Origin of the sequence: Afipia massiliensis (genome assembly GCF_014203115.1) — a bacterium.
Taxonomy (GTDB): Bacteria; Pseudomonadota; Alphaproteobacteria; order Rhizobiales; family Xanthobacteraceae; genus Afipia; species Afipia massiliensis.
Map to the genome: position 1 here is coordinate 349826 of NZ_JACHIJ010000003.1, position 25336 is coordinate 375161.

The window sequence follows — 25336 nt, forward strand, 5'->3', positions numbered from 1 at the left end:
CGCGTGAACGATCTGGCGTCGCATTTCCGGATGCTGGGCCATTACAATGCGTGGGCGAACGCCCGGCTGTACGATGCTGCGTCCCGTCTCGATGAAACGCGGTACAGGGCGGATCGCGGTGCCTTCTTCAAGTCCGTCCATGGCACCCTGAATCATCTGCTGGTTACCGATCGCATCTGGATGAAGCGGTTTACCGGCGACGGTGATGCCCCGGACCGGCTCGATGCGATCCTGTTCGAGGCCTTCGATGCGCTTCGTGCCGCCCGTGCCGCGGAGGACGCCCGGATCGTGGCCTATGTCGATGGTCTCGATGAGGCGCGGATTGCCGGAACGATTTCCTACCGCCGCGTCTCCGGTCCCGAACAGTTCGTGCAGCAACGGGCGCCTGCCCTGGCGCACTGGTTCAATCACCAGACCCACCACCGTGGTCAGACTCATGCGCTTTTGACAGGGCTCGGGCAGCCGGCCACTGAACTGGACCTGCTGTTTTTCCAGCGTGAGCAGGCCAAAGCGGCGTCATCGGCCTGACACCTTCGCGACGCATTGCGGTACGGAAGGAAACGGTATTGTTAATGGTATTCCGGACCCGTGAAGGGGTTCAAATCCGCGTTGCCGGCCTCGCGGTTGCACGGCCGGTCTGCTAGGACATCATTCTGGTGCGATTGATCGAATTTTGAGGTCTGGATGCTGGAGACACTTCGCGGGGCCATCGCGTACATGCGCGAGAAGCAAATCCTGCACAAGCTTGGTGTTGCGATCAGCATCGCGATTATCGCGACCGCCTGCTACATCCTCTATCACATGCTTCAGGGTCTCGACGTCGATGACCTCTATGAAGCATTGCGCGAAACCGAAATCCGCACCGTTGCGCTGGCCGGGCTTTGCGTCGCCGCCGGCTATTTCACGCTGACGTTCTATGACCTGTTTGCGCTGCGCGCGATCGGCCGCAACGATGTTCCGTACCGGGTTGCCGCCTTCGCCGGCTTCACCAGCTATTCCATCGGTCACAATGTCGGAGCCAGTGTCTTCACCGGCGGCGTGGTGCGCTACCGCGTCTACTCCGCCTGGGGCCTTTCGGCGGTCGATGTCGCCAAGGTCTGCTTTCTCGCCGGATTGACGTTCTGGCTCGGCAACGCCGCGGTGCTGGGTCTCGGCGTCGCCTATCATCCGGAGGCGGCGGCTTCCATCGACAAGCTGCCGGTCTGGCTCAATCGCGCCGCAGCGGTCTGCATTCTCATCGGATTGACGGCCTATGTGGCGTGGGTCTGGATGAAACCGCGGGAAGTCGGCCGCGGCAGTTGGACCGTCACTCTTCCCGGCGGTCCGCTGACGTTGCTGCAGATCGTGATCGGCATCGTCGATCTCGGCTTCTGCGCACTGGCGATGTACATCCTCGTTCCCGACGAGCCCCATGTCGGTTTCGTCGTGGTCGCGGTGATCTTCGTGTCGGCGACGCTGCTCGGTTTCGCCAGCCATTCGCCGGGCGGACTCGGCGTGTTCGATGCCGCGATGCTGGTCGGCCTGTTCCAGTTCGACCGGGAAGAACTGCTGGCCGGCATGTTGCTGTTCCGTGTGCTGTACTATCTCGTGCCGTTCATGCTTTCTGTCATCTTGCTCTCGCTTCGGGAGCTTATTGTCGGTCTTCGGGCGAAGCGGGTGACCGCAGCGCTGCAAAGGCTCGACGAAGCCGCGAAGCCCACCCCGGGATCGCCTCGTGGATCGGGATCTCCGGTCTCGTAATACGCGCTCGCGAAACAGGTATGGCGCATGACGGTGACATCCCCCAATTCAAGTTTCGCGCCGTGGCCGGATCGGTTGCGGCGGTCGGCGATCATCCTGATCGCGACCGCACTTGGCCTCGCCGCGTCGGTGGTGTTCGGCGGCCTGACGTTGCCGCAGGCCGGATTGATATTCATTGTGATTGCTGGCGCGGCGTTGGTGCCGTGGCATCTGCATCAGTCTGTCCCCACCAGCGAAGACATGATCGGCGCGCGGCCCGCTGAAACGCCGGTAGTGCAGGCGCTGGTCGGCGGAATGCCGGACGCGGCGGTGCTGCTGGATCGCGCCGGACGCGTGCTGCATTTCAATACTGCTGCGGGACAGCTGGCGCCGGCCTTGCGCAAGAACGAACTGGCGCTATTCGCGCTGCGCTCGCCCGAGATCATCGCCGCACTTCGCGAGGCCATCGCCACCCGCCAGCCGCAACGCGCCAGCTATGTCGATCACGTTCCCATCGATCGCTGGATGGAATTGATCGTGACGCCGCTGTCGCTGCCGACCGCGTTCGGCGGCAGCGAATATTGCATTCTGATGACGTTCCACGACCAGACCCCGCTGCGCCGGGTCGAGGAAATGCGCGCAGACTTCGTCGCCAATGCGAGTCACGAGTTGCGCACGCCGCTGGCGGCGCTGTCGGGTTTCATCGATACGCTGCAGGGCCCGGCGCGCGAGGATCCGAAAGCGCGCGAGCGCTTCCTCGGCATCATGCATACACAGGCGACGCGCATGGCGCGGCTGATCGACGATCTCCTGTCGCTGTCGCGGGTCGAACTGAGTGCGCATGTGCGTCCCGAGAAGCTGGTCGATGTCGTGCCGCTGGTGCATCAGGTGATCGACGGCCTCGAGCCGCTGGCGAGCGAACGGCAGGTCGCCATCGAGATCGAACTGCCGCCGGCGCCTGTGCTGATCGCAGGCGATACCGAAGAATTGCTGCGGGTGTTCGAGAACCTGATCGAAAATGGTCTCAAGTACGGTGCGTCCGGCGGCCGCGTGATGGTGTCGCTGACCGAGCCTGTGCCTGATGATGCGACCGGTGAAGTTCGTTTCGCGGTGCGCGATTTCGGTCCCGGCATTCCGCCCGAGCATCTGCCTCGGCTGACCGAGCGGTTCTATCGTGTCGATGCCGGCGACAGCCGTGCGCAGGGCGGCACCGGCCTCGGTCTGTCACTGGTCAGGCACATCCTCATTCGTCATCGCGGTCGGCTGCTGATCGAGAGCGTGTTCGGACACGGTGCGACCTTCACCGCATGCTTCCCGGCGACCAAGTCCGCGATGACAGCGGCGAAGGAATAGGGGCATGATCCCGAAAAGTGGGAACCGGTTTTCGGACACGATCATGCCCGTCTAGAAGAGCGATGGCGCAGCCGCAGTTTCGCCGTACGTTCACAAAGCCGCCATTTGCATCGAAGTCCGCCGCCACTTCGCAACAAAAAAGCCTCATCGGTTCGATGAGGCTTTTTCGCGTCGTATGTTGCTCGAAGCGTTGAGCTTTCGCCTACTTTGTCGGCCGCGAGGTGCGGCGCCGGTCGCTCGCCGGCTGATAGGCGACGCGCGAGTGATGCGCGCAGTAAGGCAGACTGTTGAGGGCCTTGCCGCCGCAGAAAAAGAAGTCCGCGCTGCCTGGATCGCCGACCGGCCAATGGCAGGTGCTTTCATTCAGTTCCAGCAGACTCAACCGCTGGCTCATCGGCACCACGTTGTCGTACGCGATCGGATCGGGTTCGGCCTCGACGTCAAACGCGTGGGCGAGCGCGGTATTGCCGCGCGACACCGGGCGGCTGATCCGCATCATGTGCTGCGCGGGCCGCGCTGCCTTGCGCTGCCGCGGCGCCGCCGATGAGGGGCTCTTGGCGCGGCCGGACAAGCCCAGTCGGTGCACCTTGCCGATCACGGCGTTGCGGGTGATGTTTCCGAGTTCAGCGGCGATCTGGCTTGCCGAAAGTCCGGCTTCCCAAAGCTTCTTCAACTGCTCAACGCGATCGTCGGTCCAGCTCATTACCGTCATCGCACTCTTCCTTTTGGTATCGCGCCGGCCATTTTTGACGCGGCGTCGCGATTGCAAACCGTCCAAAATCCCTGTCGGCAGAATCCCTTAGCCCTCGCCGGTTGCATGAAAAGCGACCGGGCGTTTACGCCGTACCGAAGACAAGCAAGGATCAGAACTGCCGCACGAGATGTCGTACCCAACGTCAGGAATGCTACAATATGCCGTGACTCACGCGCAAGAGTCGGCCGTTGCGCGTCCACATGTTCCGGCTAGAAAGCAAATAAATTCGGTCATTGTGCGTCGCCTGCAAATGACGTTTTCCTGGCTGAGATGGGTGCCGAGGCGCTGGAACAGGTCGGAAAATGCTGGTTTTTCGCTTATCGCAGCGACAAACGGGCGCTCGTTTGAGGTCCGGAAGAGCGGGCGTGGATTGACACCACACCTCTCACCAATAGAATAACCGCCGCGTGCCGCCTTTTCGGGCGGCACGTTTCGTTTCCGGGGCAGGCAACTGAGCGACAAGCGCTGACGCGATCGCGATGCTGTTGGCCCATACCCTCGATCAGGTCGCCATGAGCCACACAGCCAAGCCGCATCTCGACTCTCACATGTTGCCGGTTTTTGCCCGCGCCGACGTCGCTTTCGAGCGCGGTGAGGGCCCGTGGCTGATCGCAACCAACGGCGACCGCTATCTCGATTTCACCAGCGGTGTCGCGGTGAATGCGCTTGGCCATGCCCATCCGCATCTGGTCGCTGCAGTGCAGGAGCAGGCCGCGAAGCTGTGGCATGTCTCGAATCTTTTCACGATTCCGGAAGGCGAGCGGCTCGCGACGCGGCTGTGTGATGCAAGCTTCGCCGACGTGGCGTTCTTCTGCAACTCCGGCGCGGAAGCGATGGAAGCGTGCATCAAGATGGCGCGCAAGTTTCAGGCGGTGAATGGCAGGCCGGAACGCTACCGGCTCATTACGTTTGAAGGCGCATTCCACGGCCGCACGCTCGCGACGCTCGCCGCGGGCGGCCAGCAGAAATATCTCGAAGGTTTCGGGCCGCGTGTTGAAGGCTTCGACCAGGTGCCGCTCGGCGATCTCGAAGCGACCAAGAAGGCAATCGGTCCGCATACCGCAGGCATCCTGATCGAGCCCTGGCAGGGCGAGGGTGGCGTACGCGCCGCGGATCCCGCGTTCTTCCGCGCGCTGCGGCAGCTCTGTGACGACAACAAACTCGTTCTGGTGTTCGACGAAGTGCAGACCGGCATGGGCCGCACCGGCAAACTGTTCGCCCATGAATGGACCGGCGTCACGCCTGACATCATGGGTCTGGCGAAGGCGCTTGGCGGCGGATTTCCGATGGGCGCGTGCCTTGCCACTGTCGACGCTGCAGCCGGCATGACGCCGGGTACACACGGTTCGACCTTCGGCGGCAATCTGCTCGCTGCGGCGGCAGGTAACGCCGTGCTCGATGTGATGCTGGCGCCGAAGTTCTTTGAGAGCGTTCAGCGCTCGTCGCTGGTGCTGAAACAGAAGCTCGCATCGATCGTCGATCGCTATCCCGACGTGGTCGAAGAAGTCCGTGGCGAAGGCCTGCTGATCGGCCTCAAGGCCGTGATTCCGGCGGGTGATCTCGTCGGCGCGCTGCGCGATGAGAAACTGCTCACAGTCGGAGCCGGTGAAAACGTCGTGCGGCTGCTGCCGCCGCTGATTGTCTCCGAGGCGGAGATCGATGATGCAGTGTCGCGCATCGAGCGCGTCTGCACGAAGTTCACGCGGACGTCGGCGCGGCGCGAGGCGGTATAATGACGACGTCTCCCCGACATTTCCTCGATCTGTTTGACGTGCCCACCAAGGAGTTGCGTGCGATCCTCGACGCCAGCGTGGCGATGAAGAACAAGCGCAAGGCCGGCGATATGTCGAGCAAGCCGCTTGAGGGCAAGACGCTGGCCATGATCTTCGACAAGCCGTCAACACGTACCCGCGTGTCGTTCGATGTCGGCATGCGTCAGCTCGGCGGCGAGGCCATCATGCTGACCGGCGCTGAAATGCAGCTCGGGCGCGGCGAAACTATCGCCGATACCGCCCGGGTGCTCTCGCGTTTCGTCGATGCCATCATGATCCGGATTCTCAACCATGAGGCGCTGACCGAGCTTGCGGCGCATGCGACCGTGCCTGTGATCAACGGACTGACCCGGCGCTCGCATCCCTGTCAGGTGATGGCTGACGTCATGACGTTCGAAGAACATCTCGGCCCGATCAAGGGACGCACCGTGGCGTGGACCGGCGACGACAACAACGTGCTGGCGTCGTGGGCGCATGCCGCGGAGCGGTTCGGTTTCAATCTGCGTGTCGCGACGCCGCCGGAACTGGCGCCGAACAAGCTGCTGAAAGACTGGATCAAGACCACGGGTGCGCCGATCGTGCTCGGCACCAAGGCCGAAGAAATGGTGCGCGGTGCAGATTGCATCGTCACCGACACCTGGGTGTCGATGGGCGACAAGGATGGCGAACATCGGCACAATCTGCTGAAGCCCTATCAGGTCAACGCCAAGCTGATGTCGCTGGCCAATCCCGGCGCCATTTTCATGCACTGCCTGCCGGCGCATCGCGGCGACGAAGTCACCGACGAGGTGATCGACGGCCCGCAGTCGGTGGTGTTCGACGAGGCGGAAAATCGCATGCACGCGCAGAAGGGCATTCTGGCCTGGTGCTTGCGCGCGATTGACTGAGTGTGTTCGGTGCCCGTGACCTCATCCCGGGTGCTTATTTGCAGCCTTTCGCGCACTTCGGGCCGGACGTCACTGTTCCCGATCCGCTCCCTTTTTTGCGGAACGAAGCACCCTATATGGGGCGGATACCCTGCTTGACCCACCATTGCCCTGGGGCCGAAAGTCAGACCGATATGGTTTGAGCTTTCACTGCGGCAATCCGGTTCCTCCTGACAAGAATGCGCCTGACATGACTCTCGAAAGCCAAATTCGTGCCCCCTCCGCAACGCCGGTGGACGATGCCGTGCTGCCCTTCGATGTAAGTGCGCTTGATGTGCGCGGCCGGCTGACGAAGATGGGCCCGGCGCTCGATGAGATTCTCACCAAGCACGATTATCCCGCGCCGGTCGGCAAGCTGCTCGGCGAAGCCATCGTGCTTACGACGCTGCTCGGTTCGACACTCAAGTTCGAGGGCCGCTTCATCCTGCAAACCCAGACCGACGGCCCGGTGTCGCTGATCGTTGTCGATTTTCAGGCGCCCGATCGCCTGCGTGCTTATGCCCGTTACGATGCCAGCAAGCTCAAGGCAGGCCAGGACTCTGCAGCGCTGCTCGGCCACGGCCACCTTGCCATGACCATCGATCAGGGCGCTGACATGAGCCGCTATCAGGGGCTCGTGGCGCTGGAGGGCGGCAATCTGGAAGACGCCGCGCATGAGTATTTCCTGCGCTCCGAGCAGATTCCAACGCGGGTGCGGCTCGCGGTCGGTGAGGAGTTTCGCGGGGGCGATGGGCCGAAGCATTGCTGGCGCGGCGGCGGCATGCTGATGCAGTTCTTGCCGAAGGCGCCCGAGCGTGCGCGGCAAGCCGATCTGCACCCCGGCGACGCGCCGGAAGGCGCGGTCGCTCACGACGTGCCTGAGGATGACGCCTGGGCCGAGAGCCGCGCGCTGTTCGGCACCATCGAGGACGTCGAACTGATCGATCCCGACCTGTCGGGAGAGCGGTTGTTGTTCAGGCTGTTTCACGAGCGCGGCGTGCGAGTGTTTCCGGTGCAGGCGATCCGCGCGCAGTGCTCATGCTCGCGCGAGGCGGTGGCCGGAATGCTGGGCAGCTTCACGCCGAAGGACCGCGCCGACATGGTCGAGAACGGCAAGGTGGTCGTGACCTGTGAGTTCTGCAGCTCGGTCTACGAATTCACGCCGGACGAGGCGGGCGTGGTCCCGGAGCAGAAGGCCGCCGAAAGTTAATTCAGCGTCCGCTTGTAGTTCGGGCTATCGAGTGAGAACGCGGGGATGTCGATCTCGAACGGCTCGCCGCTTTCTGTCACCATCTGATAGCTGCCGGTCATGAATCCGGACGGCGTCTGCAGCGGAACTCCGCTGGTGTATTCGAACCGTTCGCCGGGTTCGAGCACGGGCTGCTCCCCCACCACGCCTTCGCCGCGAACCTCCTGGCTGCGGCCTGCGCCGTCGGTGATGATCCAGTGCCGCGTCTTGAGCTGGACGGTTTCGGTTCCGGAATTGACGATGGCAATCGTGTACGCCCAGAAGTACCGGCTATCCTCTGCGGACGAGCGCTCGGGAAGGAAGTTCGGTTCGACGATGACTTCAATCTGGCGAGTCACGGCGCGGTACATGGGATCAGTCCATATTCGGGGCGTAGAATAACAGACCCCGTGCTCCTTGCGTAGGCATTGAACATCGTATTTTGCAGGCGGTCTGCACAGGATACGAAATGGGGCCGATCATTGTTTCAACATCGTTGTCATTCAGCATTCTCGACGCGGCCTGTCCAATGGAATCCCTGCAATTTGCGGGCCGCCTCGATCTTCCATAGAATTAGAGTGTGTGCCGGCCTCCCGACGGAACTGCACTGAAACGGACTGGACTCGTATGACGTTCGTGACGACCGATCAGGCTGTCGTGAAAGCACCTGCCGTAAAGGTCACGGTTCTTCCGGTTGCGGCCGGCGAACGCGAATTGCGTCTCGATCTGTTTCGCGGCATGGCGCTGTGGCTGATCTTCATCGATCATCTTCCGCCGAATATCCTGACCTGGTTCACCATTCGCAACTACGGCTTTAGCGACGCCACCGAGATCTTCATTTTCATCTCGGGCTACACGGCGGCATTCGTATACAGCCGGGCAATGCTCGATCGCGGTTTCGTGGTGGCGAGCGCGCGCATCTTCAAGCGCGTATGGCAAATCTACGTCGCGCATGTTTTTCTGTTCACGATCTACCTTGCCGAAATCTCCTATATCGCGACAAAGTTCGACAACCCGCTCTATGCGGAAGAAATGGGAATTCTGGATTTTCTCAAGCAGCCCGACGTGACGATCGTCCAGGCGCTGCTGCTGAAATTCCGGCCCGTCAACATGGACGTACTGCCGCTCTACATCGTGCTGATGATCTTTCTGCCGTTGATCATCTGGCTGATGCAGCGAAAGGCGGATCTGGCGTTGGCACTGTCGGTATTGCTTTACGCCATCACATGGGAGTTCGATCTTGCGCTTCCGGCCTATCCGAACGGGACATGGTTCTTCAATCCGTTCGCCTGGCAGTTGCTGTTCGTGTTCGGCGCGTGGTGCGCGCTCGGCGGGGCGAAGCGAATGGGCCGTATCCTGTCCTCCGACATCACGCTCTGGCTTTGCATCGCCTATCTCGTGTTCGCATTCTGTGTGACGCTGACCTGGCATGTGCCGCGGTTGAATATCTTCATGCCGCGCTGGCTGGAAAGCTGGATGTATCCGATCAACAAGACCGACCTCGATGTGCTCCGCTTTGCCCATTTTCTGGCATTGGCGGCGATTACGGTGCGGTTCATTCCCGCCGACTGGCCGGGCTTGAAATCGATATGGCTCCGCCCGGTGATCCGGTGCGGCCAGCATTCGCTGGAGATATTCTGTCTCGGGGTCTTTCTCGCATTTGCGGGACATTTCGTCCTTGCTGAAGTCTCCGGCGGGGCATGGATGCATTTCCTTGTCAGCGTTGCGGGGGTCGTCATCATGTCTGCCGCGGCGTCGTTGTTTTCGTGGTACAAGAGCGAAACGAGCAAGAGCGACAAGCGTGCGAAAGCCGCGGAAAGCGACGCCGACCTTGCCGGAGGCGGGTCATGAAAGCACTACTGGTTGCAGGTCTGTTTGCGGCTCTCCTGGTGACGGCTCCGTCGCGCGCCGAGGACGCTCCCGGCTGCGCGGTGCCGGCCTATCTCCTGGCGACCGAGAGCGCGCTTCCGAAAGTCGCCGATGCGATCAAGACACGGAAGCGGCTGGACATCCTTGTCGCCGGCAGCGGCTCCTCGACATTGCCTGGATCTGACGGCGCGAGCATGTCGTATCCCTCTCGTCTGGAGGCTGCGCTGCGCGAAGCTCTTGCGGGCGTGACCGTCAATGTCAGGACCGAGTTGCGGCCGAAGAAAACCGCTGCGGAGGCCGCGCAGGGTTTCGGCCAGATGATGGACAAGCTGCCGCCGGATCAGAAACCGGATCTGGTGATCTGGCAGACCGGCACTGTCGATGCGATACGCTCGGTCGATCCCGACGACTTTCGAACGGCACTCGACGCCGGGGTCGAGGCATTGCAGAAATCTGGTTCCGACGTGCTCTTGATCAATCTCCAGTACAATCCACGTATGGAAACGATGCTCTCGGTTGGGCCGTATAACGATACGATGCGGGTCGTCGCGCAGCAGTACGAGGTGCCGATGTTCGACCGGTTTTCGATCATGCGGCACTGGAACGATGCCGGTGATTTCGACCTTTTCGGTTCGGTCCACGGATACGGAATGGCGAAACGTGTCCACGATTGTATCGGCCGTGCGTTGGCGGCCATGGTCGTGGAAGCGTCGCGCATCAACCCGGCGGAGCTCAGGATTCAACGTTGATGCGTTTCAGTATGCGTTCTGTGGGTGTGGCGGCGATGCTGTTTGGCTCGCTCGCAGCGCGCTCCGCTTTGGCGCAGGCCACGCCGTCGGACGCTGCTTCACCGCAAAAAAGTCAAAAGGGTCTTGCCACCAAAGCTGTCGAAGCGGCGAAGAGCGCGGCCAGCACTGCGGGAGATATTTTCACCCGCGTGCCGTGCCTGCCTGCCAAGGGATTGAAGGACATTTCGGGATCGCTGCCTCGGGTTGCGCGGCGGATCGCTGCGGATGAACCGGTCACCATCGTCGCGTTCGGCTCCTCCACCACGGTCGGATTCGGCACGTCATCGCCGGCCTATACCTATCCGAACCGGCTTGCCGATCAGTTGCGCCGGAAATTCCCGACGTCCGACATCACGATCATCAATCGCGGCATGGGCGGACAGGATGCGCCCGAAATGATGAAGCGGTTCGATGCCGCCGTTCTCGATGCGGACCCCGATCTCGTGATCTGGCAACTCGGCACCAACACCGTCGTCAAGGGCAACGCCAGCGACATTGCCGCTACCGCAGCGTTGGTGGAAGACGGCATCGCGCGCCTTCAGGCCCGCGGCATCGATGTCGTGCTGATCGATCCGCAATATGTGCCGGCGGTGACTGCAAAAACCGAGAACGCCGGGAGGATGGTGAAGCTGATCGGCGAAGTCGCCAGGCTCAAGAACGTATCGGTGTTTCCACGTTTCGAAGTCATGCGGCAATGGCACGAGGACGAGAAAATGCCATTCGACAAGTTCGTGATCGGTGACGGCCTGCACATGAACGACTGGGGTTACGCCTGCTTTGCTCAGCTGCTCGGCGACACCATCATCAAGTCGGTCGGGCAGGTAAAGGCCGGCGTCAACATTCCGAGCAATGTCATGACATATCGGCCGATGTAGGTACCCAACAGGCTCTCATGCGTGGAGTTATCCACGCATGAGATGAAGCGTGCGTCACGCCTTCTCCAGCGCGGCGGTCAGATCCTCGATCAGATCGTCCTGATGCTCCAACCCTGCGGAGAAGCGGATGAACCCTTCGCTGATGCCGAGTTCGGCGCGCGCTTTCGGTGTCAGACGCTGGTGGGTCGTTGTCGCCGGATGGGTGACGATGCTTTTCGAATCGCCGAGGTTATTGGAAATGCGCGCCAGCTTCAGCGCGTTCAGCGTGCGGAACGCTGCCGCCTTGCCGCCCTTGACCTCGAAGCCGATCAGCGTCGAGCCCGCACGCATCTGCTTCTTCACGATCGCGGCCTGCGGATGATCGGCGCGGCCCGGATAGACCAGCCGCGAGATTTTCGGATGCTTTGCCAGCGCGTCGGCGATTGCGCCGGCCGTCTCGGTTTGCGCCTTGACGCGGATGCTCAGCGTCTCAAGGCCCTTCAGCAGCACCCAGGCGTTGAATGGCGACATCGCCGGACCGGTCTGGCGCAGGAACGTATGGATATGCTCCTGGATGAATGCCTCCGACGAGAGGATAACGCCGCCAAGGCAGCGGCCTTGACCGTCGATATGCTTGGTCGCTGAATAAACCACGACGTCCGCGCCGAGCGCGAGCGGGCTCTGCCAGATCGGTGTCGCGAACACGTTGTCCACGATCAGTCGCGCACCGCCGCGATGCGCGATTTCCGCGACAGCGCCGATGTCGACAACGTCGAGGGTCGGGTTGGTCGGGCTTTCGAGGAAGCACGACTTGGTATTCGGCCGCATCGCCTTCTGCCACTGATCGAGATCGTGGCCGTCCACCAAGGTGGACTCGATGCCGTAACGTGGCAGCAGGTCTTCCACGACGTAACGGCAGGAGCCGAACAGCGCCTTCGCTGCGACAACGTGATCGCCGGATTTCAGCGGAGCGAGAATTGCCGTGGTGACCGCGGCCATGCCGGTGGCGGTGGCGCGCGCGGCCTCGGCGCCCTCAAGTTCGACCATGCGCTGCTCGAACATCGATACTGTCGGATTCGAGAACCGCGAATACAGGAAACCGGGATCCGCGCCGGTGAACCGCGCTTCGCATTGCTCGGCGGTATCGTAGATGAACCCCTGCGTCAGGAACAGCGCCTCGGAGGTTTCGCCGTATTGCGAGCGCAGCGTGCCGGAATGCACGAGGCGGGTTTCAGGACGATAGTTGCGGGTCGGGGATGGCGGCTTGTTTCCGGAAGGATTGGCCGCAGGTGTTTTGGTCTCGGACATGTGCACTCCATCGTGGCCACCTCACGATGGACACAAAAAAACCGGCCTGGAAAAAATTTCCATTTCTGGAAAACAACCGGCCGGGATCACACTGTCCCCGGCCTGTTTAGCGAGTTATTTAACGTGGCTGCAAGCCGGCCGGCTCAAATGACCACGGGATAAGTCCTAGGCTTAATCCCGCATGGTCTTTCCGTCAAGCACCCCATCGGATAACCGATAAAATGCTTATTTTGCCGGATCATCTGGTAGCCGAGGACTAGCCCGTGGCCTTCACACTTGCCCCCGACGCGACAGGAATTCTGCCCGACCGCATGATTGCGGCGATGGCCGATGCCGGGCTGATCCTGCCCGAATATCCCTTCGTTGAAAGCCAGATCCAGCCGGCCAGTCTCGATCTGCGCCTCGGTTCGATTGCCTATCGCGTCCGCGCCAGCTTTCTGCCGGGACCGGACATGACGGTTGCCCAGCGCATCGACGAACTGAAGCTGCACGAGATCGATCTGTCCGATGGCGCGGTGCTCGAGACCAACTGCGTCTATATCGTGCCGCTGCTGGAAAGCCTTGCGCTGCCGCCGACAATTCAGGCCGCGGCAAATCCGAAAAGCTCCACCGGCCGCCTCGACGTGTTCACCCGCGTGATCGCCGACGGCACGCGCCGCTTCGACATGATTGCCGCCGGTTATCACGGCCCGCTCTATGCGGAGATCAGCCCCAAGACATTCCCGGTGTTGTTGCGCGAGGGATCGCGGCTGTCGCAGATCCGTTTCCGCACCGGTCATCCGTTGCTCGATGCCGATGAACTGCACGCGCTGCACGCAGCCGAGCGGCTGGTCGATAGCGACGAGGCCGATCTCGTCGGCGGCGTGGCGCTGAGCGTCGACCTGTCCGGTGAAGGTTCCGATGGTTTCGTTGGATACCGTGCGAAGCGCCACACCGGAGTGGTCGATGTCGATCGCCGCGCCGGATACACCGTGGGCGAGTTCTGGGAGCCGATCCGCGCGCGGCCGGATCGCAGCCTGATCCTCGATCCCGGCGAGTTCTACATTCTCGCATCCAAGGAAGCGGTGCAGGTGCCGCCGGATTTCGCTGCCGAGATGGTGCCGTTCGATCCGCTGGTCGGCGAATTCCGCGTGCACTATGCGGGCTTCTTCGATCCCGGCTTCGGCTATGCGGGTGCAGGCGGGCAGGGCTCGCGCGCGGTGCTGGAAGTGCGATCGCGCGAAGTGCCGTTCATTCTCGAACACGGCCAGATCGTCGGGCGGCTGGTCTATGAAAAAATGCTGTCGCGTCCCGACGCGCTCTACGGTCAGCGCATTGCGTCGAACTATCAGGGGCAGGGCCTCAAGCTGTCGAAGCATTTCCGGACGTAAGTTCCGCTCTGCGAATTAAGTCCTCTCGCCGCACATTTCTCCCATGTCGTCAGCGGCTCCCGGGCCTGCTTGCCGTTAGCATCCAAATACCGGATCATTCCTGAAAACAACGGGAGAGATCCCGGTAGGGATGAAACGCCATGGTTGCAGCCGCAAAAACGCCACGCGCCGAGATACCAGTTTCGACGACCGGATCAAAATCCGCAGTCGGTTTGATCGCGCCTGACACGTCGGGCATGAATTTCTATCGCGCCGATCCGATTCTCGCAGATCTGCTGCGTGTCCATCTGCCCGCTGCGCTGTTTCAGCATATCGAACCGCATCTCGATCGCCTCGGCGGGCTCGCCGGCGGCCACCTCGACGAGTGCGCACGTCTCGCCGACAAGCATGGCCCGGTGTTGCATCAGCGTGATCGCTTCGGCAACGACCGGCAATGGATCGAATATCATCCGGCCTATCGCGAACTTGAACGCGCGGCCTATGGCGAGTTCGGCATCCATGCGATGTCGCATCGCAAGGGCATTCTCGGCTGGTCCGACACCTATCCGGCCGTGGCCAAGCATGCCTTCACCTTCCTGTTCAATCAGGCCGAGTTCGGACTTGGATGTCCGATCAACGTCACCGACGGCGCGGCACGTCTGCTGTCGCGGTTCGGCGACGATGCGCTCAAGGCAAAGTATCTCGATGGCCTGACGCAAACCGACATGGCGAAGCTGACCCAGGGCGGTCAGTTCATGACGGAAAAGGAAGGCGGCTCCGACGTCGGCAAGCTGACCACAACTGCCGTGCAGGAAGGCGATCACTGGCGGCTGCATGGCGAGAAGTGGTTCTGCTCGAATGCGGACGCCGAAGTGGTGATGCTGCTGGCGCGGCCCGAAGGCGCGGTCGGCGGTACGCAGGGCGTGGGGCTTTTCCTGATGCCGCGGCGGCTCGATGACGGATCGCCGAACCATTACCGCATCGTCCGTCTCAAGGATAAACTCGGCACCCGCTCGATGGCGTCGGGCGAGATCAAGTTGGAAGGTGCAATCGCCTATGCGGTCGGGCGGCTCGATCGTGGTTTCGTGCAGATGGCCGAGATGGTCAACTGGTCGCGGCTGTCCAACGGCGTGAAGTCGGCGGCGTTGATGCGCCGCGCCCATCACGATGCGAACACGGTGGCGAACAACCGCGTCGTGTTCGGCCGCCGCATTGTCGATATGCCGCTGGCGCGCAGGCAATTGATGAAAATCATGCTCGCGACCGAACAGGCCGTGTCGATGAGCTTCGTCACAGCCGATGCGCTGGATCGCGCCGAGGCGGGTAGCCAGGATGCGGCGGCATTGCTGCGCGTGCTGACGCCGACGCTGAAGTATCGCGCCACGCGCGATGCCCGCAAGGTGTGCGGCGAGGCGCTCGAGATGCGCGGGGGTATCGGCTACATCGAAGAATTCGCGACGCCGCGATTGCTGCGCGACGCGCATCTCGGTTCGATCTGGGAGGGCACCGGCAACATCGTGGCCCTCGATACGCTTAAGCGTGCCGTCGGCCGCCACGGCGCGGAAGCGGCCCTCGGAGCTGATCTGCATGCGCGGATCGACGATGCATCAGGCATTCCGCTGGGCTGGCGCAATCGTCTCCGCAACCTGACAGACAAGGCCATCGGTTTTGCTCGCGATGTGGCGGGCCGATCCGAGAACGAAGCCGAAGCCCGACGCGCCACCAGCACGCTCTATCACGTCGCCAGCGCGGTGACGTTCGCCTGGGAAGGCAGCCGGATTCACGCGATGCGCGGCGACGCGCGCCGGCTGCTGCTCTCAAAGCTCGTCGTCGATCACCGGCTGACCGCGCAGGACCCGTTCACTGTCCTGCCGGGCGGAGGCGATGGCGTGATTGCCGACCGGCTGCTTGGCGACAGGCCGCTGGCGATGACGGACGCGGCTGCTCTGTTGGGGACTTAGTCCGCTGCGCCGCGCTATTGTGGTGTGCAATTTTGATATTTGTGAGCGGCAAAGACGGCTGCTGAGATTTTAATAAGACCGTCGCACCGGGGAGTGCATGTCCGAACTTGGAGCTGCCGAAATTCCTGTGGTGCAGGCGGAACCGAAGCCGCCGCTGCCGCCTGTCAGAGGTCCGCGAAAGAATCCGCTGCTCGACGGTCCGATCCTGCCGACGCTGCTGAAACTGGCGGCTCCCAACGTCGTCGCTTTGACCGCAGGCACTTGCGTGGCAATCGCGGAGACATCGTATATCGGTCGCCTCGGCGTCGAGCCGCTGGCTGCGATGGCGCTGGTGTTTCCATTCGTCATTCTGATGATGACCATGTCCGGCGGCGCGATGGGCGGCGGTGTCGCCTCCGCGATCGCGCGTGCGCTTGGCGCCGACGATGCCGAGCGTGCATCTGCGCTTGCGGTGCATGCGCTGATGATCGGCGTCTGTTTCGGCCTGACTTTCATGATCGGGATGCTGATTTTCGGGCCGTATCTGTTTGCCGCGCTCGGCGGCAGCGGCCGTGTTCTGAGCGAGGCCATCGGCTATTCGCAGATCTTCTTTGGCGGCGCTGTTCTGCCATGGATCATGAACACGCTGGCGGCGTTGCTGCGCGGGACCGGCAACATGAAACTGCCCTCGGCGATCATTCTGAATTCGGCATTCTTTCAGATTCTGTTCGGCGGCGTACTGGGTCTGGGTCTCGGACCAGTGCCGGCATTCGGCATGCGCGGTGTTGCGGCCGGCACGCTGGTGGCGTTCTTGATCGGAGCGGCCATCATGGCGTGGTATCTGTTGTCGGGCCGCAGCCGCGTGAAACTGTCTTTCAAGGGCTTCCGGTTTCAGCGCACTATGTTCTACGACATCCTGCAGGTGGGAGCGATTGCCTGTTTCTCGCCGCTGCAGATCGTGCTGACGGTCACGATCTTTACGCATCTGCTGGCGAATTTCGGAACCGAGGTGCTGGCGGGTTACGGCATTGGCGCGCGTCTGGAGTTCATGCTGACGTCGCTGGCGTTTGCCGTGGGCATCGCATCGGTGCCGATGATCGGAATGGCGATCGGTGCCGGCCGTATCGCGCGGGCGCGGCGAATTGCATGGACCGCTGGCGGTGTGTCGTTCGCGGCTGTCGGTCTGGTCGGTGGCTTCTTCGCCATTTTTCCCGACGTATGGGTGAACATCTTCACGGACAATGCCGCCGTGCGCGCCGCCAGCCGCGAGTATCTTTCGATCGTTGGGCCGTTTCTCTCGTTCGGTGGCCTGGCGATCGCACTTTATTTTTCAGCGCAAGGTGCGGCGCGCGTGGCCGGGCCGGTGCTGGCGCAAACGGCGCGGCTCGCGTTCGTCATGGCCGGCGGCTGGTGGCTGATGTCGCAAGGCGCAACCAGTACGCAGTTTTTCTGGCTGGCGGCGGTGTCCATGATTTTGCTTGGTGTTCTCGCCGCCGCAGCCGTTCGGCTGACCAGCTGGGGCCCGCGAGCCGCCGCCGCCGAATGAGTATCCTCATTCGAGTACGGTGACCGGGCGCGACAATGCGGAGCGCGCGAACTTCTTGGCATTGGCGGGCTTTCCGAACAAAAAGCCCTGCGCCAGGTCGAATCCCATCTCATGGGTCGCAACCAGATCCGACCTGGTCTCCACGCCCTTGGCGACGGTGCGCGCGCCGACCCGGTCCGCCAACTCAAGGATACTGCGGCACACCGTCTGCTTCAGGCGATTGTCCGCACAGCCAGTGACAAACTCCCGATCGACCTTGATCTCGACGAATGGAAAACTGTTCAACTCCGAGAGTGACGGCCAGTCGACTCCAAGGTCATCGATCGAAATGGCGATGTTGTGGAACCGCATCCGCTTGGCGGCATCGATCGCCAGATCGAGATTTCGGATGATCTCGGCGGCCTTGACCTCAACGATCAATCCGCCGAATGCCGGATGATCGGGAATCTGGCGGCACAGCCGGCTGACGGATGCTGGATCTTCGAGAAAGCCGATCGGCAGATTGATGGAAATGTCCACCGGACCGTGCTGGCCGATAAAGTAGTGCCAGTCCTCAAGCGCGCGGCTCACCACGAAATCCGAAAGTCCCTTGAACTGTGGGTCCTTCGAGTCGGGAATGAAGGACGCGGGAGGCACGACACCCCACGCCGGATGGCGCATCCGGACCAACGCCTCGGCGCCGCGCGGCGCAAGCGTATGCGCGTCGATTTTCTGCTGATACCATAGTTCCAGCCAGCCGGCCTTGAGGGCCTCTGCGACATCGACAGGTGGGCTTGGAGGCGCTTTCTGCGGAAGCAGCGTGGCGACGCTTGCCCGCAGGCCATCCGCGCTGAACGGCGTGGCGAGCGGTGGCAGCATGGCGATTCCCGTCTCTTCTCCGAGTTGGCGCAGTGCGCTCACGATGATGGAATCTCGCGAGCCGATCAGCAGCACCTGGCCGTCGAACATTTTTGTGACCAGTATTTTCAGGATGTTTCCTGCCTCGACGCCGTCGTTCGGCATGCCGAGAACAACGAGATCGGGTAATTGCTGCTCCAGCAACGTCGGGAGTTCCGCCGCTGCCGTGCATTCACTGGCGATGAATCCGAGTTCGTCGAGGGCGTCTGCCAGGAATGTGCGGATGTGCCGCTTTGGGTCGATGATGCACACGCGCGGTGCCATCTTGCGTTGCCCGAACGTCGCAACGGCCTCTATTTCCGCAGGCTTGAAAACCCTCATAAGAATCACCTCCGCTGTCCCCAGACGCGGAAGTGATAGCGTTACGGAGCGGTCACAAATGTGGAATTATTGAATCATCCCCTTGAGGTTTTGGGTAAGGTTAAAGGGGAGATTATGATTCAAATTTGCGCAGCATTTAGCAGAAGTTTTGTCTGCAGCTGGGTTCGAATGTCGCTTGTGTGACGAAAGGATCAGTCCTCGAGAGTTGCCTTCATTGCAATCATGCCGAGGTCCATCTGCGCGCTGATATAGGGTGCGATTTCGTTCGGCAGCACATCGACGGTCCATATGAATCGACTGCGTCCCGCGCCGTCATCGACGATTTGAAACGACGCGCTGTGCTGCTTGATGCGCTCGCCGACAATGGCATAGACGAGGCGGCGTCTTGCATCGTCGCAATCGACGAACAACTCCCGCGCAGTCGTGCCGTTTGCAAACGTCACGATCCGCGCGTCGTCATCCATCGTGCAATCGGTCACGAACCCGTGCGCGAGACGCGTATGAACCGCTCCGAAATCGCGAACGGCATCCCAGACGCGATCCGACGGTGCATCGAGCAGAGCTTCTTTATGAATTGACGCCATGATCAGCTTCCTTTGGTTGTGGGATGTTTCTTACGTGCACACGGCTTCGACGTTGTTGCCGTCAGGGTCGATCAGAAAGGCCGCGTAATAGGTCGGGCTGTAATCCGCGCGCGGACCTGCGCCGCCATTGTCGCGGCCGCCGGCTTTCAGTCCCGCAGTGTGGAAGGCCTTGATGGCGTCGTGGTTGGCGGCGCGGAAAGCGACATGGGCGCCTGGCCCTTCCGGCTCTTTCGACAGATGCAGCCAAAGTGCCGGTGCATCCTTCGGCCCGAATCCCGCGCCGCTGTCGTCGCGCGAGCAGAGGACATGACCGAGCGGCGCTAGCGCAGCCGTGTAGAATTTGATGCTGGCGTCGAGGTTTCTGACTTTCAGTCCGATATGGTCGTACATGGTGATCTCCCTTGCGATGGAGATCACCCTACGGCGGCGGCCTTGAGCCGATCTTGGAAAATCTTGCGGTCGCCGCGCGCAGCATCGCGGAACCGCCGGGGCGACACGCCGGCGGCGCGATGGAACGTTCGCACGAAGTTCGACAGGTCGCCGAACCCGACGTCGAACGCGATCGCGGTAATCGACCGCGCGTCGTCGGCGAGAAGCCTTGCTGCGTGACGCAGCCGCGCGCGGACCAGATACTGATGCGGCGTCACCCCGAGCACATTCGAGAACAGCCGCAGGAAATGAAATGGGCTGACGCCGGCTGCTTTTGCGGTCGTCTCCAGATCGACAGTCTGATCGGCGTTAGCGTCCATCCACAGCGCGCTTTCGACGGCGCGGCGGCGATCGCGCGCCGTAGCGGGCGTTGCTTTCTGTGTTTTCCCCGATGTCGTTTCGATGAACCGGTTCACAAACAGCATTGCGGCTTCGTCGATCCCGATGTCGCTGTCACCACGTCCGGCGGCCTGCGCCAGTTCGCCATAGACCATGAGTTCCGGCGTCGGCGGCACGCAGGCGATACGCAAGGCGTCCTTGCGAAGGCCCATGTCGTCCGCGAGCGAAGGCGAGAGTTGAAACGAAAGGCACTCATCGCCGCAGGCGTGATGGTCGTGCGAGCAGGTGTATTCGTCGCCGGCATGGCCCACCATCACCGATCCGGCGACCAGTTCGTGGCTGCGGCCACGGGTGTCGTAGCTGAAGCTGCCGCTGCGGACATAGGAGAGCGAGTGCCGCGCGTGCTGTTCGAGGAACGGCACATCGCCCGGTCCCATGGTGCACCGGTAGTCGATCACGGACAGGGTCGGGCTCTGCAACAGCGGTCGGGCGTGCATGGATCGATTTTATCCCCGCCGCCGTCGCGGGGCAATCGACAAACCGGGATCGAACAGCATTGGCGCATCGTCGGAAGCGGCGCCGGCGATCCTGGCGCGCTCGATGGCGAGCATCCGGAACTTGGTGGTGACGCCGCCATTGGCCGAAAAGCCGCCAGTCTTGCCATTGGCCGCCAGCACCCGATGACAGGGGATCACGATCGGAAGCGGATTTTCTCCCAGCGCCTTGCCGACGGCGCGCGACAGCAGCTTGTCGCCGAGGCGGGTGGCGATATCGCCATAGGTCAGGGTTTCGCCGGGCGCGATGGTCCGGGCGATGTCATAGACGCTGCGGTTGAAGGCGGGCAGCCGTTCGGTATCGAGCGCGATGAACGACAAATCGCGTGCTTCGCCGCCCAGCAGTTCCGCCATGGCGTCACAGGCCTTTTGCACCTCCGCCGGTGGCGTCATCTCGCGGGCTCCGGAAGCTTTCTGAAGGAGGTGTGAGCGGGTTCTGGTGTCGTCGGTTTCCGGCAGTTGCACGCCCAAAAGGCCGCGCTCACCCCAGGCGACGCCGCAACGCCCGATCGCCGTGTCGAACAATGCAAAACCCATCGTCATACTGCGTTCCAGTCTGTCATGACCGCGATTCACGCGACTTGGAGAATCTTGCGCTTTTTCGCCTTGTTTGCCACCCGAATCCTGCGACGACAGCCATCTTGCGGCGCGGCGCAGGGTGTGGCTAAGGTCGGAACCGCGCGGGCGTAGTTCAATGGTAGAACGGCAGCTTCCCAAGCTGCATACGAGGGTTCGATTCCCTTCGCCCGCTCCAACTGTCAGCGATGCGTCGACCCGATCACGCAGCGTCGGCAATGCCAAGAAGATTGGCCAGCCGCGCGCGGGGCCGCACCAGGTCGGCCAGCGTGTAACCCTCCAGAACATTCATGAACGCGTCGCGAGCTTTTGCCAGCGCGCTGCGAAGGACACAGCACGAGCCGATCGCGCAGGGGACATCGAGCGGTTGGAAGCACGATGCGATGGCCATGTCGGGTTCGGTGTAACGCACCACGTCGGCGAGCCGGATGGTCTCCGGAAGCTTTGCCAGCCGCAAACCACCGCCGCGGCCGCGCACGGTTTCGACATACCCGGCGACACCCAGCTGATGGGCCACCTTCATCAGATGATTTGACGAAATGTCATAACTGGCTGCGATCTCGGCGATCGTCGCCAGCCGATCCTCTTTCACCGCGAGATACATCAGCATCCGCAGGGCATAGTCCGAATATGTCGTTAGTCGCATGGTGGCCTCGCGTGTGCTTTTAAAGATATATTTTAAATATTGCTTTAAGACAAGGCCTGCAATATGAAGGTCCCGGTATTGCTTGTGCAATGACGAAGGAGTGCTCCGATGCGCAAGACGACCTCGGTAAGCGATGCGATCGCCTGGCCGTTTCTGCTGCCGGGCAATGTTGCCTGCAATGCGCTGGGCTCGGACGAGCACGGAAATCTGGTGCGGATGCTGGTCAATTCGCTGGTCTGGACGGTTCTGGGTGTCGTGGTGGTGTGGATCGTCGCATGACACTCGCCGCGCAAAAACACAGCTCTGTTTCGGAAGAAACGATCCGGCAGCTCGTCGATGCATTCTACGCCAAGGTCCGCCAAGAACCGGAACTGGGGCCGGTTTTCGAAAGGGCCATTGGCGACTGGCAGCCGCATCTGGAAAAGATGTACGCGTTCTGGTCGTCGGTCATGCTGACCAGCGGACGCTACAAGGGCAATCCGGTCATGAAGCATTTCGCCGTGGCCGGGATGTGTCCCGAATTGTTCGCCACATGGCTGAAGCTGTTCGACGAGACATGCACTGAAATGTTTGACGAAGCAGTCAGTGCGGTGTTTCGCGACAAGGCCGAGCGGATCGCCGAAAGTCTGAAGCTCGCGCTGTTCTATCGACCGGATCGGCCGTGGCCTCCGCAAGCGGCGGAATAAAACGCGTGGCGCATGCGCGCCCTGATGGGGCGCATGGCTGCTTGCTTGGCTTTCCTCTTCAGGCTGTTAAGTTGGCGATCATTCCAGTCCAGCCAACAGAGGCCTGATGTCACAGCCCCGCTTGTTCACGCCGATTTTCCTGCGCAGCATCACTGCGAAAAACAGAATCGTGATTTCGCCGATGTGTCAGTATTCAGCCGACGATGGCCTCGCCAACGACTGGCATCTGATTCATCTCGGCAAGTTTGCGCAAGGCGGCGCCGGCATCGTGATGACAGAGGCGGCTGCCGTCACCGCGGAGGGCCGCATCACCCATGGCGATCTGGGTCTCTGGCACGACGGACAAATCGGACCGCTCAAGCGCATCGCTGCCTTTCTTCGCGCCGACGGATCAGTGCCTGCGATTCAGCTCGCGCATGCCGGGCGCAAGGCCAGCATGCAGCGGCCGTGGTACGGCAACGCGGCGCTGACCGCCGAAGATCATGCGCGCGGCGACAAGCCGTGGGCCATCGTCGCACCCAGCGCCATTCCGATGGACGACGGCTGGCTGATGCCGCACGAACTGACTGAATCAGATCTGGAAAAGTTGCGTGAGGACTGGCGTCTCGCGGCGCTGCGCGCGGTGGAGGCGGATTTCGATGTGCTCGAGATTCATTGCGCTCACGGCTATCTGTTGCATGAATTTCTGTCGCCGCTGTCCAATCATCGCACCGACGCCTATGGCGGCGACCGCGCCGGGCGCATGAAGCATCCGCTCGAGATTATCGAGACGGTGCGCGCGGTCTGGCCGGCTGATCGCCCGCTGTTCGTGCGCATTTCGTCCGTCGACGGCATCGACGGTGGCATCGATATCTCCGACTCGGTTGCCTTCGTGAACGAAGCCAAGGCGCGGGGCGTGGATGTGATCGACTGTTCGTCCGGCGGATTGATGGGCTCGGCCACGGCGGCGCGCATTCCGCGCGGTTACAGCTTTCAGGTGCCGTTCGCCGAACAGATCCGTCGCGAGACAAAAGTCACCACCATGGCCGTCGGCCTCATCCTGCATCCGCAGCAGGCCGAGGACATTGTTGCGGAAGACAGGACCGATCTCGTTGCAATCGGACGCGAGGCTCTGTTCGACCCGAACTGGCCACTGCACGCCGAACTGGCCCTGCGCGAAACAAAGGGCGAAATCGGAGACGGGACCTTCGCGTCCTGGCCCAAGCAATATGGCTGGTGGCTGGAACGTCGCGAGCCGGGTCTGCGCAAGCTCGACGGTCCCGCGTTGCCATTCCGCAAGGTTTAGGCGACGCTCCGCCCGTTATCCATCGGGCGAGGGTCGGCATGATGTCATCGAAATCCATCTGCGTGGCGGGAGCAGGCAGCATCGGCTGTTTCGTCGGCGGTATGCTGCGCTCCGGCGGCCACGCAGTGTCGTTGCTGGCCCGGCCACGCGTGATCGACGAGATCAACCGGAATGGGCTGAAGGTCACCAGCTTTGAGGGCATAGAGCGTCGCCTGTCATCGGCGGAGATCAAGCTGTCCGGTGACCCGGCCATCTTTGCAGATGCCGACATCATCCTCGTTACAGTCAAGAGCGACGACACCGCCGAGATCGCGGAGCTGATCGCGCAACATGCCAGAAAGGATGCCGTGATCGTCAGTCTCCAGAACGGCACCGGCAACGTTTCGGTACTGCGCGAGGCAATGCCGGATCATGATGTGCTGGCGGGCATGGTGCCGTTCAATGTGCTGTCGATGGACGACGGACATTTTCACCGCGCCACCTCCGGCGACATTTTGCTGGAGAAGGATGATGCCGATACCGCGAAGCTGCTATCGACGCCTGAGTTTGTTTTCCGCGGCGTGGACGACATCGAAGGCGTGCAATGGGGCAAGCTGCTGGTCAATCTGAACAACGCGCTCAATGCGCTGTCCGGGTTGCCGTTACGCGATCAGCTTGCACAGCGATCCTGGCGTGTGCTGTTCGCGGATCAGATGCGTGAGGCATTGGCGGTGATCAAGGCCGAGGGCATTGCGCCGGTATCGACGACGCCACTGCCTGCATCTTTCACGCCGTTCATCCTGAAACTGCCCGACGCGCTGTTTACGAAGATCGCCGCGTCGATGGTGAAGATCGACCCGAAAGCCCGCTCGTCGATGTGGGAAGATCTGCAGCGCGGTCGCCGCACCGAGATCGATCACCTGCAGGGCCTGATCGTTGCGCTCGCCCAGCGTCATGGGCTGAAAGCGCCTTTGTCCGCGCGTATCGTGGCGCTAATCCGTGAGGCCGAGCAGGCGGCCAAGGGATCGCCCGGCCTGACGCCGGAGCAGGTTCGTTCGCCTGTGCGTTCGGGCTAATTTTCCCCGCAACGGGCTGGCGGGAGAACAGCCGCAGGATTAGATTATGGCTGTTGATGCAAGTGCCGGGCAAAGCCCGCTTTGTCTTGCCCGCGAGCCCGGCTTACAGGCCCTTTTCCCGGCAGCCGATCCGCATGATTGGAACCAACCAATCCTGTGTTTCCGGCACGCGGTTACGTGCGGGATGAGGACCTCAACGCCTGGAGGGTCACATGCAAGTGGACACCATGAGTCTCAAACCACATCGTCTTGTCGCAAGCGACAGGGTGGAGGGGACGCGGGTTTTTAATGCCGATGGCAGGAAAATCGGAAGCATCAAGCGACTGATGATCGACAAGACCAGCGGCAATGTTGCATACGCCGTTCTGTGCTTCGGCGGCTTTCTCGGAGTCGGCGAAGACTATCGCCCGCTCCCATGGGCAAGCATGAAGTACAACCCCGCGATTGAAGCCTACGAACTCCTGACGCTGATGTCCGAGGAGGAGCTGAAGAAGGCGCCGTCCTTCGGCACGGACAAGGAGTTCGATTGGGGCAACCGCGTGCGCGAAGTCGACGCCTACTGGATCGGCTTCTGACGCA

General features: G+C 61.8%; 26 protein-coding genes, 1 tRNA gene and 1 riboswitch. Of the genes, 18 read left to right on the forward strand and 9 right to left on the reverse strand.

Going from position 1 to position 25336, the window contains the following annotated elements; genetic code table 11:
* Window positions 1-12: 12 nt before the first annotated feature.
* From HNQ36_RS11210 to HNQ36_RS11220, 3 genes are all read left to right on the forward strand, one after another.
* Window positions 13-528 carry a DinB family protein gene (locus tag HNQ36_RS11210; protein ID WP_184085927.1) on the forward strand — a complete coding sequence of 172 codons (516 nt, stop codon included), beginning with the start codon at window positions 13-15 and terminating at the stop codon, window positions 526-528.
* A gap of 156 nt (window positions 529-684) precedes the next feature.
* Window positions 685-1740 carry a lysylphosphatidylglycerol synthase domain-containing protein gene (locus tag HNQ36_RS11215; protein WP_184084905.1) on the forward strand — a complete coding sequence of 352 codons (1056 nt, stop codon included), beginning with the start codon at window positions 685-687 and terminating at the stop codon, window positions 1738-1740.
* Between the two features lie 27 nt (window positions 1741-1767).
* Window positions 1768-3072 (forward strand): ATP-binding protein, encoded by a 1305-nt coding sequence (locus tag HNQ36_RS11220; protein ID WP_184084908.1) that lies wholly within the window; start codon window positions 1768-1770, stop codon window positions 3070-3072.
* 202 nt (window positions 3073-3274) lie between these two features.
* On the opposite strand, the gene HNQ36_RS11225 is transcribed toward HNQ36_RS11220, so the two are convergent.
* Window positions 3275-3784: a GcrA family cell cycle regulator gene (locus HNQ36_RS11225; protein WP_184084910.1), complete on the reverse strand. Its 510-nt coding sequence runs from the start codon at window positions 3782-3784 to the stop codon at window positions 3275-3277.
* Window positions 3785-4338: 554 nt separating this feature from the next.
* Here HNQ36_RS11225 and HNQ36_RS11230 point away from each other — a divergent pair.
* From HNQ36_RS11230 to HNQ36_RS11240, 3 genes are all read left to right on the forward strand, one after another.
* Window positions 4339-5559, forward strand: a complete 1221-nt coding sequence (locus HNQ36_RS11230; protein ID WP_184084913.1) for an aspartate aminotransferase family protein — start codon at window positions 4339-4341, stop codon at window positions 5557-5559.
* On the forward strand, window positions 5559-6485 hold the full coding sequence (gene argF / locus HNQ36_RS11235) for an ornithine carbamoyltransferase (RefSeq protein WP_184084916.1): 927 nt from the start codon (window positions 5559-5561) through the stop codon (window positions 6483-6485). Before HNQ36_RS11230 ends, argF begins: the two co-directional genes overlap by 1 nt.
* 229 nt (window positions 6486-6714) lie before the next feature.
* Window positions 6715-7713, forward strand: coding sequence for an Hsp33 family molecular chaperone (locus HNQ36_RS11240; RefSeq protein WP_184084920.1), 999 nt, complete (start codon window positions 6715-6717; stop codon window positions 7711-7713).
* Here the strand turns inward: HNQ36_RS11240 and apaG are convergent.
* Window positions 7710-8102: a Co2+/Mg2+ efflux protein ApaG gene (apaG, locus tag HNQ36_RS11245; RefSeq protein ID WP_184084923.1), complete on the reverse strand. Its 393-nt coding sequence runs from the start codon at window positions 8100-8102 to the stop codon at window positions 7710-7712. The genes HNQ36_RS11240 and apaG overlap by 4 nt on opposite strands.
* A gap of 256 nt (window positions 8103-8358) precedes the next feature.
* Between apaG and HNQ36_RS11250 the strand changes: the two genes are divergently transcribed.
* Genes HNQ36_RS11250 through HNQ36_RS11260 form a run of 3 tightly spaced genes read left to right on the forward strand, consistent with a single transcriptional unit; the run spans window position 8359 to window position 11263 of the window.
* Window positions 8359-9582: an OpgC domain-containing protein gene (locus tag HNQ36_RS11250; RefSeq protein ID WP_184084926.1), complete on the forward strand. Its 1224-nt coding sequence runs from the start codon at window positions 8359-8361 to the stop codon at window positions 9580-9582.
* Window positions 9579-10349, forward strand: a complete 771-nt coding sequence (locus HNQ36_RS11255; RefSeq protein ID WP_184084929.1) for an SGNH/GDSL hydrolase family protein — start codon at window positions 9579-9581, stop codon at window positions 10347-10349. The genes HNQ36_RS11250 and HNQ36_RS11255 overlap by 4 nt, the downstream gene beginning before the upstream one ends.
* The gene (locus tag HNQ36_RS11260) at window positions 10349-11263 is read left to right on the forward strand and encodes an SGNH/GDSL hydrolase family protein (protein WP_184084932.1); all 915 of its coding nucleotides are present in this window, start codon (window positions 10349-10351) and stop codon (window positions 11261-11263) included. The genes HNQ36_RS11255 and HNQ36_RS11260 overlap by 1 nt, the downstream gene beginning before the upstream one ends.
* Before the next feature lie 54 nt (window positions 11264-11317).
* Here the strand turns inward: HNQ36_RS11260 and HNQ36_RS11265 are convergent, their stop codons facing one another.
* Window positions 11318-12550 (reverse strand): O-succinylhomoserine sulfhydrylase, encoded by a 1233-nt coding sequence (locus HNQ36_RS11265; RefSeq protein ID WP_184084935.1) that lies wholly within the window; start codon window positions 12548-12550, stop codon window positions 11318-11320.
* Window positions 12551-12635: 85 nt separating this feature from the next.
* Window positions 12636-12715: riboswitch (SAM riboswitch) on the reverse strand.
* A gap of 98 nt (window positions 12716-12813) precedes the next feature.
* Between HNQ36_RS11265 and HNQ36_RS11270 the strand changes: the two genes are divergently transcribed.
* From HNQ36_RS11270 to HNQ36_RS11280, 3 genes are all read left to right on the forward strand, one after another.
* A complete protein-coding gene (locus HNQ36_RS11270; RefSeq protein WP_184084938.1) occupies window positions 12814-13920 on the forward strand; it encodes a 2'-deoxycytidine 5'-triphosphate deaminase in 1107 nt (368 codons plus the stop codon).
* A gap of 140 nt (window positions 13921-14060) precedes the next feature.
* Window positions 14061-15860, forward strand: coding sequence for an acyl-CoA dehydrogenase family protein (locus tag HNQ36_RS11275; protein WP_283814029.1), 1800 nt, complete (start codon window positions 14061-14063; stop codon window positions 15858-15860).
* Window positions 15861-15957: 97 nt separating this feature from the next.
* Complete coding sequence (locus HNQ36_RS11280; RefSeq protein WP_184084940.1) at window positions 15958-17385, forward strand: MATE family efflux transporter; 1428 nt, start codon at window positions 15958-15960, stop codon at window positions 17383-17385.
* Window positions 17386-17391: 6 nt separating this feature from the next.
* Here the strand turns inward: HNQ36_RS11280 and HNQ36_RS11285 are convergent, their stop codons facing one another.
* From HNQ36_RS11285 to HNQ36_RS11305, 5 genes are all read right to left on the reverse strand, one after another.
* Entirely contained in the window at window positions 17392-18603 is a 1212-nt protein-coding gene (locus HNQ36_RS11285; RefSeq protein ID WP_184084943.1) for an EAL domain-containing response regulator, read from the reverse strand.
* Between the two features lie 191 nt (window positions 18604-18794).
* Complete coding sequence (locus HNQ36_RS11290; protein ID WP_184084946.1) at window positions 18795-19187, reverse strand: SRPBCC family protein; 393 nt, start codon at window positions 19185-19187, stop codon at window positions 18795-18797.
* 30 nt (window positions 19188-19217) lie between these two features.
* Complete coding sequence (locus HNQ36_RS11295; protein WP_184084949.1) at window positions 19218-19577, reverse strand: VOC family protein; 360 nt, start codon at window positions 19575-19577, stop codon at window positions 19218-19220.
* A gap of 23 nt (window positions 19578-19600) precedes the next feature.
* On the reverse strand, window positions 19601-20452 hold the full coding sequence (locus HNQ36_RS11300) for a helix-turn-helix transcriptional regulator (RefSeq protein ID WP_184084952.1): 852 nt from the start codon (window positions 20450-20452) through the stop codon (window positions 19601-19603).
* A gap of 9 nt (window positions 20453-20461) precedes the next feature.
* Window positions 20462-21052: a methylated-DNA--[protein]-cysteine S-methyltransferase gene (locus tag HNQ36_RS11305; protein WP_184084955.1), complete on the reverse strand. Its 591-nt coding sequence runs from the start codon at window positions 21050-21052 to the stop codon at window positions 20462-20464.
* A gap of 137 nt (window positions 21053-21189) precedes the next feature.
* On the opposite strand from HNQ36_RS11305, the gene HNQ36_RS11310 reads away from it, so the two are divergent.
* A tRNA-Gly gene (locus tag HNQ36_RS11310) sits at window positions 21190-21263 on the forward strand.
* A 24-nt stretch (window positions 21264-21287) separates the two neighbouring features.
* Here HNQ36_RS11310 and HNQ36_RS11315 read toward each other — a convergent pair.
* The gene (locus tag HNQ36_RS11315) at window positions 21288-21731 is read right to left on the reverse strand and encodes an RrF2 family transcriptional regulator (RefSeq protein WP_184084960.1); all 444 of its coding nucleotides are present in this window, start codon (window positions 21729-21731) and stop codon (window positions 21288-21290) included.
* A 108-nt stretch (window positions 21732-21839) separates the two neighbouring features.
* On the opposite strand from HNQ36_RS11315, the gene HNQ36_RS11320 reads away from it, so the two are divergent.
* The 5 genes from HNQ36_RS11320 (at window position 21840) to HNQ36_RS11340 (ending at window position 25332) form a co-directional block, all read left to right on the forward strand.
* The gene (locus HNQ36_RS11320; RefSeq protein WP_184084963.1) at window positions 21840-22010 is read left to right on the forward strand and encodes a hypothetical protein; all 171 of its coding nucleotides are present in this window, start codon (window positions 21840-21842) and stop codon (window positions 22008-22010) included.
* Window positions 22007-22417, forward strand: coding sequence for a group III truncated hemoglobin (locus HNQ36_RS11325; RefSeq protein WP_184084966.1), 411 nt, complete (start codon window positions 22007-22009; stop codon window positions 22415-22417). The genes HNQ36_RS11320 and HNQ36_RS11325 overlap by 4 nt, the downstream gene beginning before the upstream one ends.
* A 106-nt stretch (window positions 22418-22523) precedes the next feature.
* Window positions 22524-23702: an NADH:flavin oxidoreductase/NADH oxidase gene (locus HNQ36_RS11330; protein ID WP_184084968.1), complete on the forward strand. Its 1179-nt coding sequence runs from the start codon at window positions 22524-22526 to the stop codon at window positions 23700-23702.
* Between the two features lie 38 nt (window positions 23703-23740).
* Window positions 23741-24757 (forward strand): 2-dehydropantoate 2-reductase, encoded by a 1017-nt coding sequence (locus tag HNQ36_RS11335; protein ID WP_184084971.1) that lies wholly within the window; start codon window positions 23741-23743, stop codon window positions 24755-24757.
* Window positions 24758-24969: 212 nt separating this feature from the next.
* Window positions 24970-25332 carry a PRC-barrel domain-containing protein gene (locus tag HNQ36_RS11340; protein WP_184084974.1) on the forward strand — a complete coding sequence of 121 codons (363 nt, stop codon included), beginning with the start codon at window positions 24970-24972 and terminating at the stop codon, window positions 25330-25332.
* Window positions 25333-25336 lie beyond the last annotated feature (4 nt).

What these genes read in the sequence shown, in the direction of transcription:
- HNQ36_RS11240 (WP_184084920.1), top strand. Translation starts at nt 6,715, where the DNA reads ATGACTCTCGAAAGCCAAATTCGTGCCCCCTCCGCAACGCCGGTGGAC.
- HNQ36_RS11305 (WP_184084955.1), bottom strand. Translation starts at nt 21,052, where the DNA reads ATGACGATGGGTTTTGCATTGTTCGACACGGCGATCGGGCGTTGCGGC.
- apaG (WP_184084923.1), bottom strand. Translation starts at nt 8,102, where the DNA reads ATGTACCGCGCCGTGACTCGCCAGATTGAAGTCATCGTCGAACCGAAC.
- HNQ36_RS11295 (WP_184084949.1), bottom strand. Translation starts at nt 19,577, where the DNA reads ATGTACGACCATATCGGACTGAAAGTCAGAAACCTCGACGCCAGCATC.
- HNQ36_RS11220 (WP_184084908.1), top strand. Translation starts at nt 1,768, where the DNA reads ATGACGGTGACATCCCCCAATTCAAGTTTCGCGCCGTGGCCGGATCGG.
- HNQ36_RS11280 (WP_184084940.1), top strand. Translation starts at nt 15,958, where the DNA reads ATGTCCGAACTTGGAGCTGCCGAAATTCCTGTGGTGCAGGCGGAACCG.
- argF (WP_184084916.1), top strand. Translation starts at nt 5,559, where the DNA reads ATGACGACGTCTCCCCGACATTTCCTCGATCTGTTTGACGTGCCCACC.
- HNQ36_RS11315 (WP_184084960.1), bottom strand. Translation starts at nt 21,731, where the DNA reads ATGCGACTAACGACATATTCGGACTATGCCCTGCGGATGCTGATGTAT.
- HNQ36_RS11260 (WP_184084932.1), top strand. Translation starts at nt 10,349, where the DNA reads ATGCGTTTCAGTATGCGTTCTGTGGGTGTGGCGGCGATGCTGTTTGGC.
- HNQ36_RS11330 (WP_184084968.1), top strand. Translation starts at nt 22,524, where the DNA reads ATGTCACAGCCCCGCTTGTTCACGCCGATTTTCCTGCGCAGCATCACT.
- HNQ36_RS11265 (WP_184084935.1), bottom strand. Translation starts at nt 12,550, where the DNA reads ATGTCCGAGACCAAAACACCTGCGGCCAATCCTTCCGGAAACAAGCCG.
- HNQ36_RS11340 (WP_184084974.1), top strand. Translation starts at nt 24,970, where the DNA reads ATGCAAGTGGACACCATGAGTCTCAAACCACATCGTCTTGTCGCAAGC.
- HNQ36_RS11275 (WP_283814029.1), top strand. Translation starts at nt 14,061, where the DNA reads ATGGTTGCAGCCGCAAAAACGCCACGCGCCGAGATACCAGTTTCGACG.
- HNQ36_RS11250 (WP_184084926.1), top strand. Translation starts at nt 8,359, where the DNA reads ATGACGTTCGTGACGACCGATCAGGCTGTCGTGAAAGCACCTGCCGTA.
- HNQ36_RS11300 (WP_184084952.1), bottom strand. Translation starts at nt 20,452, where the DNA reads ATGCACGCCCGACCGCTGTTGCAGAGCCCGACCCTGTCCGTGATCGAC.
- HNQ36_RS11320 (WP_184084963.1), top strand. Translation starts at nt 21,840, where the DNA reads ATGCGCAAGACGACCTCGGTAAGCGATGCGATCGCCTGGCCGTTTCTG.
- HNQ36_RS11255 (WP_184084929.1), top strand. Translation starts at nt 9,579, where the DNA reads ATGAAAGCACTACTGGTTGCAGGTCTGTTTGCGGCTCTCCTGGTGACG.
- HNQ36_RS11285 (WP_184084943.1), bottom strand. Translation starts at nt 18,603, where the DNA reads ATGAGGGTTTTCAAGCCTGCGGAAATAGAGGCCGTTGCGACGTTCGGG.
- HNQ36_RS11335 (WP_184084971.1), top strand. Translation starts at nt 23,741, where the DNA reads ATGATGTCATCGAAATCCATCTGCGTGGCGGGAGCAGGCAGCATCGGC.
- HNQ36_RS11325 (WP_184084966.1), top strand. Translation starts at nt 22,007, where the DNA reads ATGACACTCGCCGCGCAAAAACACAGCTCTGTTTCGGAAGAAACGATC.
- HNQ36_RS11230 (WP_184084913.1), top strand. Translation starts at nt 4,339, where the DNA reads ATGAGCCACACAGCCAAGCCGCATCTCGACTCTCACATGTTGCCGGTT.
- HNQ36_RS11215 (WP_184084905.1), top strand. Translation starts at nt 685, where the DNA reads ATGCTGGAGACACTTCGCGGGGCCATCGCGTACATGCGCGAGAAGCAA.
- HNQ36_RS11225 (WP_184084910.1), bottom strand. Translation starts at nt 3,784, where the DNA reads ATGACGGTAATGAGCTGGACCGACGATCGCGTTGAGCAGTTGAAGAAG.
- HNQ36_RS11290 (WP_184084946.1), bottom strand. Translation starts at nt 19,187, where the DNA reads ATGGCGTCAATTCATAAAGAAGCTCTGCTCGATGCACCGTCGGATCGC.